Annotated in this window: 14 protein-coding genes; 8 read left to right on the plus strand and 6 right to left on the minus strand. The window is 64.2% G+C overall.

The window, feature by feature from the left end:
• The first annotated feature begins 189 nt into the window (after positions 1 to 189).
• The gene (locus I6F21_RS07250; RefSeq protein WP_225182999.1) at positions 190 to 1,161 is read left to right on the plus strand and encodes a transporter; all 972 of its coding nucleotides are present in this window, start codon (positions 190 to 192) and stop codon (positions 1,159 to 1,161) included.
• A gap of 15 nt (positions 1,162 to 1,176) precedes the next feature.
• On the opposite strand, the gene I6F21_RS07255 is transcribed toward I6F21_RS07250, so the two are convergent.
• Positions 1,177 to 2,109, minus strand: coding sequence for a LysR family transcriptional regulator (locus tag I6F21_RS07255; protein ID WP_109144533.1), 933 nt, complete (start codon positions 2,107 to 2,109; stop codon positions 1,177 to 1,179).
• A gap of 105 nt (positions 2,110 to 2,214) precedes the next feature.
• Here I6F21_RS07255 and I6F21_RS07260 point away from each other — a divergent pair, with 105 nt between their 5' ends.
• The 4 genes from I6F21_RS07260 to I6F21_RS07275 all read left to right on the plus strand — a co-directional run bounded on the left by I6F21_RS07260 (position 2,215) and on the right by I6F21_RS07275 (position 4,664).
• Positions 2,215 to 3,027 carry an SDR family oxidoreductase gene (locus I6F21_RS07260; protein ID WP_036004628.1) on the plus strand — a complete coding sequence of 271 codons (813 nt, stop codon included), beginning with the start codon at positions 2,215 to 2,217 and terminating at the stop codon, positions 3,025 to 3,027.
• 30 nt (positions 3,028 to 3,057) lie between these two features.
• Positions 3,058 to 3,591 carry a DUF417 family protein gene (locus I6F21_RS07265; protein WP_225139606.1) on the plus strand — a complete coding sequence of 178 codons (534 nt, stop codon included), beginning with the start codon at positions 3,058 to 3,060 and terminating at the stop codon, positions 3,589 to 3,591.
• 166 nt (positions 3,592 to 3,757) lie between these two features.
• Positions 3,758 to 4,210, plus strand: a complete 453-nt coding sequence (locus tag I6F21_RS07270) for a carboxymuconolactone decarboxylase family protein (protein ID WP_225139607.1) — start codon at positions 3,758 to 3,760, stop codon at positions 4,208 to 4,210.
• 43 nt (positions 4,211 to 4,253) lie between these two features.
• A complete protein-coding gene (locus I6F21_RS07275) occupies positions 4,254 to 4,664 on the plus strand; it encodes a cupin domain-containing protein (protein WP_225139608.1) in 411 nt (136 codons plus the stop codon).
• 7 nt (positions 4,665 to 4,671) lie between these two features.
• Here I6F21_RS07275 and I6F21_RS07280 read toward each other — a convergent pair whose 3' ends face one another.
• Positions 4,672 to 5,496 carry an NAD(P)-dependent oxidoreductase gene (locus tag I6F21_RS07280; RefSeq protein WP_057027024.1) on the minus strand — a complete coding sequence of 275 codons (825 nt, stop codon included), beginning with the start codon at positions 5,494 to 5,496 and terminating at the stop codon, positions 4,672 to 4,674.
• A gap of 90 nt (positions 5,497 to 5,586) precedes the next feature.
• Between I6F21_RS07280 and I6F21_RS07285 the strand changes: the two genes are divergently transcribed.
• Complete coding sequence (locus I6F21_RS07285) at positions 5,587 to 6,564, plus strand: SMP-30/gluconolactonase/LRE family protein (protein WP_225139609.1); 978 nt, start codon at positions 5,587 to 5,589, stop codon at positions 6,562 to 6,564.
• A 35-nt stretch (positions 6,565 to 6,599) separates the two neighbouring features.
• Here the strand turns inward: I6F21_RS07285 and bla are convergent, their stop codons facing one another.
• From bla to I6F21_RS07300, 3 genes are all read right to left on the minus strand, one after another.
• A complete protein-coding gene (gene bla, locus I6F21_RS07290; protein WP_225139610.1) occupies positions 6,600 to 7,490 on the minus strand; it encodes a subclass B3 metallo-beta-lactamase in 891 nt (296 codons plus the stop codon).
• A 123-nt stretch (positions 7,491 to 7,613) separates the two neighbouring features.
• Positions 7,614 to 9,044, minus strand: a complete 1,431-nt coding sequence (locus I6F21_RS07295) for an aldehyde dehydrogenase family protein (RefSeq protein ID WP_128263508.1) — start codon at positions 9,042 to 9,044, stop codon at positions 7,614 to 7,616.
• A gap of 268 nt (positions 9,045 to 9,312) precedes the next feature.
• Entirely contained in the window at positions 9,313 to 11,676 is a 2,364-nt protein-coding gene (locus I6F21_RS07300) for a transketolase (RefSeq protein WP_225139611.1), read from the minus strand.
• A 131-nt stretch (positions 11,677 to 11,807) separates the two neighbouring features.
• Between I6F21_RS07300 and I6F21_RS07305 the strand changes: the two genes are divergently transcribed.
• Both I6F21_RS07305 and ppk2 read left to right on the plus strand, forming a co-directional pair.
• Positions 11,808 to 12,269 (plus strand): Lrp/AsnC family transcriptional regulator, encoded by a 462-nt coding sequence (locus I6F21_RS07305; protein ID WP_027571162.1) that lies wholly within the window; start codon positions 11,808 to 11,810, stop codon positions 12,267 to 12,269.
• 91 nt (positions 12,270 to 12,360) lie between these two features.
• Complete coding sequence (gene ppk2, locus I6F21_RS07310) at positions 12,361 to 13,281, plus strand: polyphosphate kinase 2 (protein WP_036025906.1); 921 nt, start codon at positions 12,361 to 12,363, stop codon at positions 13,279 to 13,281.
• A gap of 5 nt (positions 13,282 to 13,286) precedes the next feature.
• On the opposite strand, the gene I6F21_RS07315 is transcribed toward ppk2, so the two are convergent.
• The gene (locus I6F21_RS07315; protein ID WP_225123688.1) at positions 13,287 to 14,366 is read right to left on the minus strand and encodes a zinc-binding dehydrogenase; all 1,080 of its coding nucleotides are present in this window, start codon (positions 14,364 to 14,366) and stop codon (positions 13,287 to 13,289) included.
• Positions 14,367 to 14,387: the final 21 nt, after the last annotated feature.

The raw sequence follows: 14,387 nt of genomic DNA on the forward strand, positions 1-14,387 counted from the left end.
TCGGACCCGACCCGCCGCCCAGCCGAAGTGAATTGCATTGAACGCAACTAAGAATGATTAGCAAGTAGTTGCACGGCCGGCCATTCTGTGGAATTGTTCTTGCGAATGACTTGCAATCGCAGGGGCTGCGCGTGAACCAAGCTCCCTGCGTCGATCAGTGTCCTTGGTTCGCGCGGGTTGGTGGATGTCGTGCTGAGAAAGTTGAGCTTGCGGGGCGCAATAACGGCCGCAATTGTCGTCGCCGGTCATCTGGCGAGTTGCGTCTCCGCCTCTGCCGACGACGGTCCACGCGGCCTCGCCTATGCCTGGCCCGGCTCCGCACCGGCCCCCGGCGTCAGCAAGCTGACGGGAGGTTTGCCGTCGGCTCATTCGGAGATCGACACGGAGCACATCTTCGGTTTCAGCATGGGCTCCGACATCGGCAAGCCCGGCGAAATGGAGATCGAGTTCGAGAATGTCGGCGCATTCGGCAAGCGCTCCGGCACTTACGCAGCCTGGGCCAATCTCAATCAGGTCAAATACACGGTCTCGGACAACTTCCGGATCGCGCCAGGATTTGCACTGACCGGACATCACATCAATGGCGTTCCGGGACTTGCCGATCATCGCGACCTCGCTTTCGGCGGGGTGGCGCTCGAACTGCGCTACAAGCTGCTCGATCGTGCCGTCGCGCCCTTTGGGCTGACTCTCCATGCGCAGCCCGGCTGGAGCCGGATCGACGATGGCAGCGGCATGCACATCGCGCAATACGGCGCAGAATTTGCCGCCCTGTTCGATCGCGAGCTGGTCAAGGACAGGCTGTTCGCCGCCTTCAACGTCTGGTACGGGACCGGCGGGACCCGCGAGACCCTAACCAATCTTTGGCGACACGATTCCGAGATGCAGCTCCAGGCCGCGATCTCGTACGCAGTGCATCCCGACCTCGTGCTCGGCCTCGGCGTACGCTACGCGCGGGCCTATGACGGCGGCGGCCTCGACCGCTTTTTGGGAGACGCAGTCTTTGCTGGCCCAACCTTCTCCTACAACATCTCGAAGCAGGTCGGCATCTCCGGCACCTGGCAGATGCAGGTTGCCGGCCAGGCGATCGGCGACGTTCGCAGCCTCAACCTCGATCAGTTCGAGCGGCACCAGGCGCTGTTGCGGCTCAACCTGCATTTCTGATGTGCGGGCCCGCAGTTACGCCCGCGGCCTCCGCGGCGCAACGTTGCCGGGACTGTCGGCCAAGCGCGCCCTCAGGCGCGGCCCTGCGAAGTCGAGAAACGCTCGCAGCTTCGCCGGCATGAAGCGGTTGGGCGAGTAGACGAAGCTGACCGGCTGCGGCGGCGGTTGAAAGTCCTGCAGGACCGCAACGAGCTCTCCAGACCTCAGCGCATCCGACGCCAGATAGGAGAACACGACGGTGATCCCGATGCCTGCGCGCGCGGCATCGATGGCCGATTCCAGATTGCTTGCAATGAAGCGCGACCGAACCGGCACTGCATACTCGGTCTGCCCTCGTTTGAATCTCCACGTGCCCGGCGATTGAAGCGGAGGATAGCTGATGCAGTCGTGGGCGGAGACATCATCGGGAGCCTTCGGCGTTCCCCGCAGCTTCAGATAGGACGGGCTGGCGCAGGCGACGCGGTGAATTTCCCCCACGCGCACGGCGATCAGGCCGCTGTCGGCGAGATCGCCGACACGAAGCGCGACGTCAATGTTCTCGTCCAGAAGGTTGAGCGTCCGGTCCTGCAAGATGAGCTGAACATCCACCTCCGGAAATGCCGCAAGAAACTCGGCCAGGATCGGCTGCAAGCATAGCCGACCGAGCGCGACCAGCGTCGTGATGCTGAGATCACCACGCGGCGTGGTGTATTCGCCGGAGGCAACGCGCTCGGCTTCGGTGAGATCGGCGAGAATTCGCTTGGCCGCGGCGATGTAGGAGCGACCGGCGTCCGTTGGGACGAGCGCGCGGCTCGAGCGATGAAACAGCTTGGTCTGGAGGTGCTCCTCGAGCTCCGAAACCTTCCGGCTCACCGTTGCCAACGGCATTTTCTGACGGCGCGCGGCGGCGGACAGGCTGCCCGCCTCCGCCACCGCCAGGACCACCGACATGCTTTCGAGACGATCCATGGGACACTTCCATATTCTGGAAGGAAAGATCCCGATTTTGCCAGATACCCACCATTTCCGGAAGTGCCTATTCCTCTCCGCACCCAAACCGAAGGAGAGACGAAAATGACCCAGACCAGAACAGGCACTGCCCTCATCACCGGAGCTTCGACCGGAATCGGCGCGATCTACGCCGATCGCCTGGCGAAGCGCGGCCACGACCTCATCCTCGTTGCGCGCAACAGGCAGCGGCTCGCATCGCTCGCGCGCAGGCTCGGCAACGAAACTGGCCGCAAGGTGGAAACGGTGGAAGCCGATCTCACATCCCCTGCCGACCTCCGCCGCGTCGAGCAACTCATCAGAACCAACGGCGACATTTCGGTGCTGGTCAACAACGCCGGCGTCGGCGCCTCGGCCCCGCTGATCGATTCCGACATCGACAAGATGGAAGACATGATCCGTCTCAACGTCGGTGCACTGACGCGCCTGACCTACGCAGCGGTGCCCGGATTCATCGCCCGCGGCCACGGCACGATCATCAACATCGCTTCCATCGTCGCGATCGCGCCGGAGCTGCTCAACGGCGTCTACGGCGGCTCGAAAGCTTTCGTGCTCGCATTCACCCAGTCACTCGTTCACGAGCTCGCCGGGAAGGGCATCCGCATTCAGGCCGTGCTGCCGGGCGCCACTGCGACGGAGTTTTGGGACATCGCGGGCACGCCGGTTCACCAGCTTCCGGCAGAGATCGTCATGTCGGCCGACGACCTGGTCGACGCCGCGCTCGCCGGTCTAGACCTCGGCGAAGTCGTGACGATCCCGGCGCTGGCCGACAAGTCGGAGTGGGATCGCCACGAGAGCGCGCGGCTTGCCATGACGAACAAGCTCTCGAGCACTATTCCCGCCCCTCGCTACAACCTGCACACGCACGTGAATGCGTGAGCGAACAACCGGCATCAAACGGAGATCACCATGTCACGCATCATCAGCCAATCGTCCACCTTATCCATCGCCCTGCGTCGCACGATCAGTTGGCGCGAACAGTCTGAACGCCTGCTCGCTTACGCCGAACCGATCAGCCGGATCGGTCTCTACGCCTCGCTCGCAATCATCTACGCCTGGTTCGGCGGGATGAAATTCACCGACTACGAAGCACAGGGACTCGTACCCCTGGTCGAGAACAGTCCGCTGCTGCGATGGTTCTACACGCTGTTCTCGGTGCGCGGCTTCTCGACCTTCCTCGGCTTCGTCGAACTCAGCATCGGGCTTCTGATCGCGCTCCGCCTGTCCAGCCCGATCTACTCCGCGGCCGGCGGCCTGTTGTCGGCCGGGCTGTTCCTCACCACGCTGAGCTTCATGATCTCGACGCCCGGCGTCGTCGTGCCGGAGCTCGGGGTCCCCGCGATCACGGTCGCTCCGGGTCAGTTCCTGCTGAAGGACGTCGGCCTGCTCGCCGCTTCCTTCTGGGTGTTCACGGACTCGCTGAAGGCTGTCATCCGCAGGTGAGAGCTCAGCCACAGCAACAACCAAAGTCGAAACAGGAGCCCCGCCATGAAAATACGATTCATCCTCGGCGGGGCTCGCGCTGCTCGCAGTGTTCGTCGTCGACAGCAGCGAGAAGGATCTGACCAGCGCCGCGCCGTTCAGCAGAATGACCGTCAAGGAGAGAAACATGAGCAAGCGTCTCGACTACAACCAGATCGCGCCGGCAGGCATCAAGGCGCTCGGCGGCGTCTACGGCTACGTCCTGCAGAGCCAGCTTTCCGCCACGCTGATCGAGCTGGTTTATCTGCGGATCTCTCAGATCAACAATTGCGCCTACTGCCTGGACATGCACACCCGCGACCTGCTCAAGAAGGGAGAGAAGGTCGAGAAGATCGCGCTGCTGCAGGCATGGCGCGAGGCCGGCAATCTCTTCGACGAACGCGAGCAGGCTGCCCTTGCCTGGGCGGAGACGGTGACACGGGTGGCCGAGACCGGCGTGCCCGACGAGGCATACCAGGCCGCACGCGCGGTGTTCGAAGAGCGTGAGCTCGTGGACCTCACGATCGCGATCAGCCTGATGAACGCCTACAACCGCATGGCCATCAGCTTTCGCGCAACGCCGGCGGCTGCCACCGGCTGACGTGTTCCCGACAACATCCTGCACAAGTCGAAAGGACATTCACATGACGAAACCTGGGATCATGATTGCGGCGGCGCTGATCGCCGCAACCAGCCTGGCCTCGCTCTCGGCGCGATCCGAAGAGCCGCGACTGGGAGACATCAAGCGCACACATCTCATGAAGGAAGCACTCAGTGCGCCCGGGCGCGAGGTCGTCCAGGTTCGCGTCGACTTTCCTCCGGGCATCGTTGCCGTCAGGCACAGTCACCCGGGCGAAGAACTCGTCTATCTGATCGAAGGCGAGCTGGAATATCGGCTCGACGGCAGACCGCCCGTCATCCTGAAGGCCGGCGACGTGCTGCTCATTCCTCACGGAGTGCATCATGCCGTGAAGAATGTCGGCAGCGGCAACGCCGCGGAGCTTGCGACCTACATTGTCGAGACCGGCAAGCCGCTGTTGACGCTCGGCCGGTGAACGATCTCTACCGCTTATTCCAGTCGATCACACGATCCGGATCAGCGTCGAACTCCATGCTGCAGAACGTGCCGCCCTGGAAATAGTCGCCGACCGGGTCCGGCTTCAGCTTGGCCTGCTCGGCCATGGCGTGCTCACGGAAATCTTCGGCGCGGCCGGTGGGGCGATAGCCGAATTCGTAGGCGCGGTGGTTGTCCCACCAGGCGCGCTCGTTGAAAGAGGCGCCGTAGAAGATCTCGAAATGGATGTCGGGATGCTCGAGCCCGATGCGGCAGAGCTGCACGAGATCGTCCGGCTTGAGCCAGATCGAGAGCCGGCGCTTGTCCAGCGGCATGTCGCCGAAATTGCCGATGCGCAGGCACGTCACCTTCATCCCGTGCTTGTCGGCGTAGAGCGCGCCGACGGCCTCGCCGAACACCTTGCTGACGCCATAGCGGCCGTCGGGGCGCGGGGTAACGTCGGTGCCGATCTTGTGATGGCGCGGATAGAAGCCGACGGCGTGGTTCGACGAGGCGAACACCACGCGCTTGACGCCCTTGCGGTAGGCCGCCTCGAACAGGTTGTAGCCGCCGATGATGTTGGCCTGGAGGATCTGATCCCAGGTGCCTTCGACCGAATAACCGCCGAAATGCAGGATGCCGTCGACGCCCTCGCAGATCGCCTCGCATTGCGCGAGGTCGGCGAGGTCCGCGGCCTTGAATTTTTCATCGGGGCCGAGATCAGCCGGTGGCTTGATATCGGACAGTAGGAGATCCGGGTAGATCGGCGGCAACAGCTTCCGCAGGCTGGTGCCGATCCCGCCCGAAGCTCCCGTCATCAGAATACGCGGCATGTCGTCCCTCGCCGTTGGTGACCGAATTTGCGATCACGTGTCTCTAATGATAGCAGGATTGTCCAGAGGGAACGAAACGAGAGAACCGGCATGAATGAGGCATCGTCCCACACGGAGGAACGGCCAGGCTGGCGGCCGGCGACCTATTACCCCGATCCCGCGATCAAAGCGCTCGATCCCCGCTTCGAAAAATACTGGCTGAAACTGTCGGCGGTGGAGCGGCTGGCGACCGGCCTGCGCTGGGCCGAGGGGCCGGTGTGGTTCGGCGATGGGCGTTATCTCCTGTGCAGCGACATCCCGAACCAGCGCATCCTCAAGTGGGAGGAAGAGACCGGTGCGGTCAGCGTGTTCCGCAAGCCCTCGAATTTTGCCAACGGCAACACGCGAGACCGGCAGGGCCGGCTCGTCACCTGCGAGCACGGCGGCCGGCGCGTGGTGCGCACCGAGTATGACGGCAGCATCACCGTGCTGATGGATCAATTCAACGGCAAGCGGTTGAACTCGCCGAACGATGTCGTTGTCAAATCGGACGGCTCGATCTGGTTCACCGACCCGACCTTCGGCCTGCTCGGCAATTACGAGGGCTACAAGGCCGAGCCCGAGATCGATCCCAACGTCTATCGACTTGATCCCGATACCGGCAAGGCGACCATCGTCGCCGAAGGCGTGCTCGGACCGAACGGCCTGTGCTTCTCACCGGAGGAGAAGATCCTCTATGTCGTGGAATCGCGAGGCGTGCCCAACCGCAAGATCCTCGCTTACGACGTTTCGCCCGAGGGCAACACGATCGCAAACAAGCGCGTCCATATCGATGCCGGGCCGGGCACGCCCGACGGCATGCGCTGCGACATCGACGGCAATCTCTGGTGCGGCTGGGGCATGGGCGATCCCGAGCTCGATGGCGTCGTGGTGTTCGCGCCCGACGGCGTCATGATCGGCCGCATCGCCCTGCCCGAGCGCTGCGCCAACGTCTGCTTCGGCGGCGTCAAGCGCAACCGCCTGTTCATGGCCGCGAGCCAGTCGATCTACGCGCTGTATGTGAACACGCAAGGTGCTGTGGGGGGATAGGTTTTACATACAGCGCGCCCAACCACCGACCGCCTCTACCCCTTCTTCTCCTGTACCGCCGCGGTCTGCTTGACGAGCGCCTCTTCGAACGCCTTTTCCAGCGATGCCGCATAGACCTTGAACTCGCCCGGGTCGACGAACGGATTGGGTCCGCCGCCGGCGAGCTTGGCGCGCTTCTCGGCCATCTTGTACATCTCGGGATGAGGAGCCAGCAGGATGTCGACCTTCATGTCCTTGGCACGCGCAAAGGTCTTGCGATAGTCGTCAACGATGCCGGCATAGGTCGGCCTGCCGACAAGCCGGTTCAGCGCGACGGTGCCGCTGCAGAAGATCAACACCGAGCGTGTTGCATCGCCATCCTTCACCGAGAATGCCCAGCTGGTGCAGCCCGGCGAATGGCCGGGCGTCTCGCGCGCCGTTAGCGTGACGCTGCCGACCGCGACGTTCTCGCCCTCACGCACCGTGCGGTCGACTTTCACCGGCGGAAAGTCGAGCGCCTTCTCCTCCTGCGCACCCGGATAATAGCCGCCTTCGAGCAACGGCTTGTCGGCCTCGCCCGCGACCATCTGCGCGCCGCTCGCCCGCTTCAACTCGGCGAAGCCGCCGGTGTGGTCGATATGGGCGTGGGTGTTGATGAGATACTTGATGTCGCTGATCTTGAAGCCGAGCTTCTCGATGCTCGTCCTGATCTGCGACGTCGATTCCGGCATCACGGTATCGACCAGAATATGTCCCTGTGGCGATGTGATCAGGTAGGACGCGAGGCCGTTGGTGCCGACATAGTAGACGTTGTCGATGATCTTGACCGGCTCGGTCGGTTCGTTCCATTTCGCCCTGAGCGTGTTGAGCAGATCCTTCACCGTCTGGGCCTGCGCAGCGCCTGACAGCGCCAGCAGCGCAACGAATGCGATGATCAGTTTTCTCACGTTCCGTCCCTTTGCTTTTCTTGATTTGACGGGCTGTTGTCGCCGTAAAGCGGCTGGTCTCACAGCAAAGATGCCGGCTTCCCTGGAAGCCGGCATCCCCTCGCGGCGCAAGCGCCGTATCAACTACGCCGCGTTGAAGCCGGCGACGGCCTTCACTTCGAGGAAGTCCTCGAGGCCGAACTTGCCCCATTCGCGGCCGTTACCGGACTGCTTGTAGCCGCCGAACGGCGCGGTGCGGTCGTTGGGTACGCCCTGCAGGTTGACGTTGCCGGCGCGGATCTGGCGGCCGACGCGCTTGGCGTCCTCGACCGTCGGGCCGGTGACGTAACCGGCGAGGCCATAGGGCGTATCATTGGCGATCTTGACCGCGTCGGCCTCGTCCTTGGCGCCGATGATGGTCAGCACCGGCCCGAATATCTCTTCGCGCGCGATCGTCATGTCAGGCGTGACGTCGGCGAAGATGGTCGGGCGGACATAGAAGCCCTTGTTGACGCCTTCGGGCAGGCCAGGACCGCCGGCAACGAGCGTTGCGCCCTCGTCGATGCCCTTCTTGATCAGGCCCTGGATCTTGTCCCACTGGCCGCGATTGACCACGGGACCGATGGTGGTGCCTTCGGCGCGGGGATCACCGGCCTTGGTCTTGTCGGCGACGGCCTTCGCGATCGCGGCGACTTCCTTCATCTTCGACAGCGGCACGATCATGCGCGAGGGCGCGTTGCAGGACTGGCCGGAATTGTTGAACATGTGCATCACGCCGCCGGTCACCGCCTTCGTGAGGTCGGCGCCTTCGAGGATGACGTTCGGCGACTTGCCGCCGAGCTCCTGGCTGACGCGCTTCACGGTGGGCGCGGCGCGCTTCGCGACGTCGATGCCGGCGCGGGTCGAGCCGGTGAAGGAGATCATGTCGATATCAGGGTGCTCGCTCATGGCGGCGCCGACCTCGGGGCCGAGGCCGTTGACGAGGTTGAACACGCCCTTGGGCACGCCGGCTTCATGGAGGATCTCCGCGAAGATCAGCGCCGAGGTCGGCGTGAACTCGCTGGGCTTCAGGATCATGGTGCAGCCGGCGGCGAGCGCGGGCGCGACCTTGCAGGCGATCTGGTTCAGCGGCCAGTTCCAGGGCGTGATCATGCCGACCACGCCGATCGGCTCGCGCAGCACCATGGCGGTGCCGACCGGCTCCTCGAAATGATAGTTCTTGAGCACGTCGAGCGTGGTCATGAGATGGCCGAGGCCGGCGCCGGCCTGCAGCTTCTCCGCCATCGGCAGCGGTGCGCCCATCTCGTCGGAGACGGCGGCGCCGATCTCCTTGAGGCGGCCCTTGTAGACCTCGATGACCTTGCTGAGCAGCGCGACGCGCTCCTCGCGGCTGGTCTGGGAGAAGGTCTCGAAAGCGCGCTTGGCGGCGGCAACCGCCTTGTCGACGTCGGCCTTGGAGCCGAGCGCAACCTCGTACATCGCCTCTTCCGTCGCCGGATTGATCACGGCGGTGGACTTCTTGACGGCGGGGTCGACCCAGGCGCCGTCGATGTAGAATTGCATGCGATTGACCATCGTTAACCTCTTCTTGGGGGCTTGGAGGGGGCGTTTCGGCAGGCATCCTTGCACGAAAGCGCCGGCAATTGAACCCGCCATATGCGGGGCCAGCGTTGCGGCGAGCGGAGGTTATATGAGCCGATGGCGGGAACGAGGCAAGGTGGCCCCGCAGTCATTCCGGGGCGCGCCTTTTGGCGCGGGCCCGGAATCCATACTCCCGATCGTGGTTATGGATTCCGGGCTCGACGCTTCGCGTCGCCCCGGAATGACGAGGCAGTTACCTCCGCTACACCGCCATCTTCCGATGCAGCACCGGCGCGCCGGTGGTGAGGCTTTCGGCCGCATCGATGATGGCGTTGGCGTCGATGCCATAGTGCCGATAAAGGTCCGCGATGCTGCCGGTCTGGCCGAACTGCTCGACACCGAGCGCCTCGGCGCGATGGCCACGGACGCTGCCGAGCCAGCCGAGCGCAGACGGATGGCCGTCAATCACGGTCACGATGCCGCAGTCGCGCGGCAGCGGCGCGAGCAGCTTTTCGATGTGGCTGAGATGCTGCACGCCGCGGCGGTCGCGCCGCAATTTCCGCGCGGCGGTCCACCCCGAATGCAGACGGTCGGCCGAAGTGATCGCGAGCAGGCCGACGTCACGGCGGCTCTCGCCGATGAAGCCGGTCGCCTCGATCGCTTCGGGCGCGACCGCGCCGGTATAGGCGATCACGACCTCGGCATTCGGGCCCGGCTTGCGCAGCCAATAGGCGCCGTCGGTGATGCCCTGTCGCAGCTCCGGTGTCATGATCCGCTGCGCCTGCTCGATGGCGCGTGTGGAGAGGCGCAAATAGACCGAACCGCCCTCGCCCGGTTCGCGCTGCATGTGCTCGAAGCCGAAAGCCATGATCACGGCGAGCTCGTCGAGGAAGGCCGGCTCGAACGAGGCCAGGCCGTCCTGCGCCATGCCGATCAAGGGCGTTGCGATCGACTGATGCGCGCCGCCTTCGGGCGCGAGCGTGATGCCGGACGGCGTCGCCGCCACCATGAAGCGCGCGTCCTGGTAGCAGGCGTAGTTCAGCGCATCGAGGCCGCGCTCGATGAAGGGATCGTAGAGCGTGCCGACCGGCAAGAGCCGCTCGCCGTTGATCTGGTGCGACAGGCCGAGCGCCGAGAGCATGATGAACAGGTTCATCTCGGCGATGCCGAGCTCCAGATGCTGGCCCTTTGGCGAAGCGTCCCAATTGTAGGTCGAGGGAATTTTCTCGCTGCGGAACAAGTCCGCCTTCTCGGCCCGCGCGAACAGGCCGCGGCGGTTGACCCAGGGGCCGAGATTGGTGGAGACGGTGACGTCCGGCGAGGTCGTGACGATGCGCCTGGCGAGCTCGCTGTCGCTGCGCGCGATCTCGTTCAGCACGAGGCCAAAGCCCTGCTGGGTCGACATCTGCGGCGACGGCTTGAAGGCGAGCTGTTGCGGCACCTCGACGACGGGCGCCGTGAGCCGGCGGCCATCCTGATTGAACGGCACCCGCGCGAGGAAGGCCTCGAGCTCGGCCGCATCCTGCGGCAGCCCTTCGAACTTGTCCCATTCGCGTCCGGGCCGGATGTTCTGACTGTCGCGATATTTCTCCATCTGCGCAACCGTCATCAGGCCGGCGTGGTTGTCCTTGTGGCCCTGGAACGGCAAGCCGACGCCCTTGATCGTGTAGGCGATGAAGCAGACGGGGCGGTCGTGATCGATGGAATCGAACGCCTCCAGCACGCTCGCCATGTCGTGGCCGCCAAGATTCGACATCAGCGCCAGCAGCTCCTCGTCGCTGCGCTTGTCGATCAATTTTGTGATCGGGCCCTGGTCGCCGATCTCGTCATGCAGATGTTTTCGGAAGGCCGCGCCGCCCTGGAAGCACAGCGCCGCGTAGAGCGCATTCGGGCAATTGTCGATCCACGTCTTCAGCGCCTCGCCGCCGGGCTCGGCGAAGGCCTCGCGCATCAGGCGGCCGTATTTCACGATGACGACGTCCCAGCCGAAATTGCGGAACATGGTCTCGAACTTTTCCCAGAGCCCCTCGCGCACGACGGCATCGAGCGACTGCCTGTTATAGTCGACCACCCACCAGGTGTTGCGCAGGCCGTGCTTCCAGCCCTCCGCGAGGGCCTCGAAGATGTTGCCCTCGTCCATCTCGGCATCGCCGACGAGGGCGATCATCCGCCCCTCGCGGCGGTCCTTCATCCAGCCATGCGCCTTGACGTAGTCCTGCACAAGCGATGAGAACAGCGTCTGCGCGACGCCGAGGCCGACCGAGCCGGTGGAGAAATCGACGTCGTCGACGTCCTTGGTGCGCGAGGGATAGGACTGCGCGCCCTTGAAGCCGCGAAAATTCTCCAGCTTCTCGCGGCTCTGCCGGCCGAACAGATACTGGATGGCGTGGAACACCGGGCTCGCATGCGGCTTCACCGCGACGCGATCCTCAGGGCGCAGCACGTGGAAGTACAGCGCGGACATGATGGTGGCGAGCGAGGCGGACGAGGCCTGGTGGCCGCCGACCTTGAGTCCGTCGGCATTGGAGCGGATGTGGTTGGCGTGGTGGATGGTCCAGGACGACAGCCACAGCGCCTTGCGGCTGAGGGCGGTCAGGATGTCGAGACGGGCGGGGTCAACGGGCATGGCGATGCTCCGGGAAATATGCACCGATCATACGCCTGCGCGGTGCGTCAAACTTCTCAATTTTTCGCGCCATACCCGCCGATATTGGGATACTTTACCAACGTAGCGGACAAAATGCAGGTTTCATCCCAATGCCCGAGCTCGACGCCATCGACCGCAAGATCCTCAGCCACCTTCAGAACGACAGCCGCCTAACCATGCAGGAGCTCGCCGACAAGGTCGGGCTCTCGGTCTCGCCCTGCCATCGCCGCGTCAAGCTCCTGGAGGAGCGCGGCGTCATCTCGCGCTATGTCGCGACCGTCGACCAGAAGGCGCTGGGACTGCATGTCAGCGTGTTCATCTCGATCAAGTTGGCACGGCAGAAGGAGGAGGATCTCAACCGCTTTGCCCGCGCCATCTCGAAATGGGACGAGGTGCTGGAATGCTATCTGATGACCGGGAACCGCGATTATCTGCTCCGCGTCGTCGCCGCCGACCTCGCCTCCTACGAGACGTTCCTGAAGACCAAGCTGACCCGGCTTGACGGCATTGCCTCGATCGAGTCCAGCTTTGCGCTTAGCCAGGTGAAATATTCGATCGCGCTGCCGGTGTGACCAAGCGTCCGCCGGATTGCATGTTGTCACATGGGCGCAACAAACCCCGCCGATGGTCGTTGTGCTGGTATCCGAGCCGAGAGAAGAACCCATGACCGCAGCCGATCGCAAATCCGAGATATCCAAGCGCGAGCGCATCATCCAGGAAATGGCCGACGATCTCGACGAGGAACTTGAGATGGAGATGGATGATACCCGTCTCGACGAGCTCCTCGACGAGACCGGAACCCTGAGGCCGATGGTCGATCGCAGGCTCTATTTCCGGGAACTGCTCCGCCTCCAGGGCGAGTTGATCAAGCTCCAGGACTGGGTGCAGAGCGAGAGGAAGAAGGTCGTGGTGCTGTTCGAGGGCCGCGACGCCGCCGGCAAGGGCGGCGTGATCAAGCGCATCACGCAACGGCTCAATCCGCGTATCTGCCGCGTCGCGGCGCTCCCCGCGCCGAACGAGCGCGAGCGTACGCAATGGTATTTCCAGCGCTACGTCGCGCACCTGCCGGCCGGCGGCGAGATCGTGCTATTCGACCGAAGCTGGTACAACCGCGCCGGCGTCGAGCGCGTGATGGGCTTCTGCTCGGAGGCGGAGTACCAGGAGTTCTTCAAGACCGTGCCGGAATTCGAGCGCATGCTGATCCGATCCGGCATCATCCTGGTCAAGTACTGGTTTTCGATTACCGACGACGAGCAGCAATTCCGCTTCACCATGCGCATCAAGGATCCCCTGAAGCAGTGGAAGCTGAGCCCGATGGACGTCGAGTCCCGCAGTCGCTGGGAGGCGTACACCAAGGCCAAGGAGACGATGCTGGAGCACACGCATCTGCCGGATAGCCCGTGGTGGATCGTCGATGCCGTGGACAAGAAGCGCGCCCGGCTCAACTGCATCGCACACCTATTGACTCAGATCCCGTACCAGGAGGTCGTGCGGGCTCCGGTGACGCTGCCGCCGCGCGTGCGACATCCCGACTATCAGCGAGGCCCGGTCCCGCCAGAGATGTACGTGCCGGCGAAATACTGACACTCCTACCGCCACGGCTGCACGATGATCTTGGTGTGGGCTTCGGGGTTGGCGAGATCGGCAAAGGCCTTGGCGACGCCGTCGAGGCCGACTTCGGCGGTGACCATCGCGGCCGCGTCCACCTGCCCTTCGGCGATCAGGCGCAGCGACGCAGCAAACTCCTCCGGGGTGTAGCCGAGCACGTATTGGACGTTGAGCTCCTTCATGATGCCGAGCATGGGCTCGCTTCTGTCGCTCTCCATGCAGACGCCGACCACGACGATGCGCGCATCGCGCGGGGCACCCTCGAACACCTGTTGCAACAGGCCGGGCACGCCGACGCATTCGAAGATGATCGCGGGCTTCAACGCGGGCAGCATGGCCTGGAACGGCGGCCGCGCCGCCTTCTCGGCCTCCGACATCTGCGCGTGCTCGGCCCAGGTCGCGTAAGGCTGCGACGTTCGGGGATCGACGACGATGTCGGCACCGAGTTTTGCGGCGAGCGCGCGCCGCGCCGGCGAATAGTCTGCCGCGACGATCGGATGCAGCCGTTTGAGCTTCAGCGCGGCGATCACCGCGAGTCCGACCGGGCCGCAGCCGATCACGAGCGGCACCTCGCCGCCACGGATATTGGCTTTGGCGACGGCATGAACGCCGACGGCGAGCGGCTCGGTCAGCGCGGCATGCTCCGGCGCGAGGCCGTTGGGTACTTCGAGCAGCAGCGCTTCGCTCAGCAGCATCGCCTCGGCATAGCCGCCGATATTGTCGTTGGAGTAGCCGATCCCTTCGATGCCCTGCGGCGTCACCAGCGCGGGAAGCGAGCAGACCTGGGTTCCCGGCTTCAGCTTGCGCGATGTGCCGGGGCCGTAATCGACGATCTCACAGCAGAATTCGTGGCCGAACACGACGTCGCGGCTGAGGTCCATCGGCTTGCGCCCGGTCTTCCGCGCCATCTCCACCATGCGATGGGCGTGCTGGCGCGCGTGCAGGTCGGAGCCGCAGATGCCGCAGGCGAGCGTCTTGACCAGAACCTGGCCGGGGCCCGGCGTCGGCTCGGCCATCCGACCTACGACAATCTCACCGTTCCTGAAAATCGCGGCGCGCATCCGGCTCCTCCCCTTTGGAGC

This window comes from Bradyrhizobium sp. NBAIM03 (assembly GCF_020194055.1).
GTDB classification, from domain to species: Bacteria; Pseudomonadota; Alphaproteobacteria; order Rhizobiales; family Xanthobacteraceae; genus Bradyrhizobium; species Bradyrhizobium yuanmingense.

Bases quoted from the DNA above. Each gene is read 5' to 3' on its own strand.
- I6F21_RS07280 (WP_057027024.1), bottom strand. From the start codon at position 5,496: ATGCCGCGTATTCTGATGACGGGAGCTTCGGGCGGGATCGGCACCAGC.
- I6F21_RS07260 (WP_036004628.1), top strand. From the start codon at position 2,215: ATGACCCAGACCAGAACAGGCACTGCCCTCATCACCGGAGCTTCGACC.
- I6F21_RS07305 (WP_027571162.1), top strand. From the start codon at position 11,808: ATGCCCGAGCTCGACGCCATCGACCGCAAGATCCTCAGCCACCTTCAG.
- I6F21_RS07300 (WP_225139611.1), bottom strand. From the start codon at position 11,676: ATGCCCGTTGACCCCGCCCGTCTCGACATCCTGACCGCCCTCAGCCGC.
- I6F21_RS07275 (WP_225139608.1), top strand. From the start codon at position 4,254: ATGACGAAACCTGGGATCATGATTGCGGCGGCGCTGATCGCCGCAACC.
- I6F21_RS07270 (WP_225139607.1), top strand. From the start codon at position 3,758: ATGAGCAAGCGTCTCGACTACAACCAGATCGCGCCGGCAGGCATCAAG.
- I6F21_RS07265 (WP_225139606.1), top strand. From the start codon at position 3,058: ATGTCACGCATCATCAGCCAATCGTCCACCTTATCCATCGCCCTGCGT.
- I6F21_RS07285 (WP_225139609.1), top strand. From the start codon at position 5,587: ATGAATGAGGCATCGTCCCACACGGAGGAACGGCCAGGCTGGCGGCCG.
- I6F21_RS07315 (WP_225123688.1), bottom strand. From the start codon at position 14,366: ATGCGCGCCGCGATTTTCAGGAACGGTGAGATTGTCGTAGGTCGGATG.
- I6F21_RS07295 (WP_128263508.1), bottom strand. From the start codon at position 9,044: ATGGTCAATCGCATGCAATTCTACATCGACGGCGCCTGGGTCGACCCC.
- I6F21_RS07255 (WP_109144533.1), bottom strand. From the start codon at position 2,109: ATGGATCGTCTCGAAAGCATGTCGGTGGTCCTGGCGGTGGCGGAGGCG.
- ppk2 (WP_036025906.1), top strand. From the start codon at position 12,361: ATGACCGCAGCCGATCGCAAATCCGAGATATCCAAGCGCGAGCGCATC.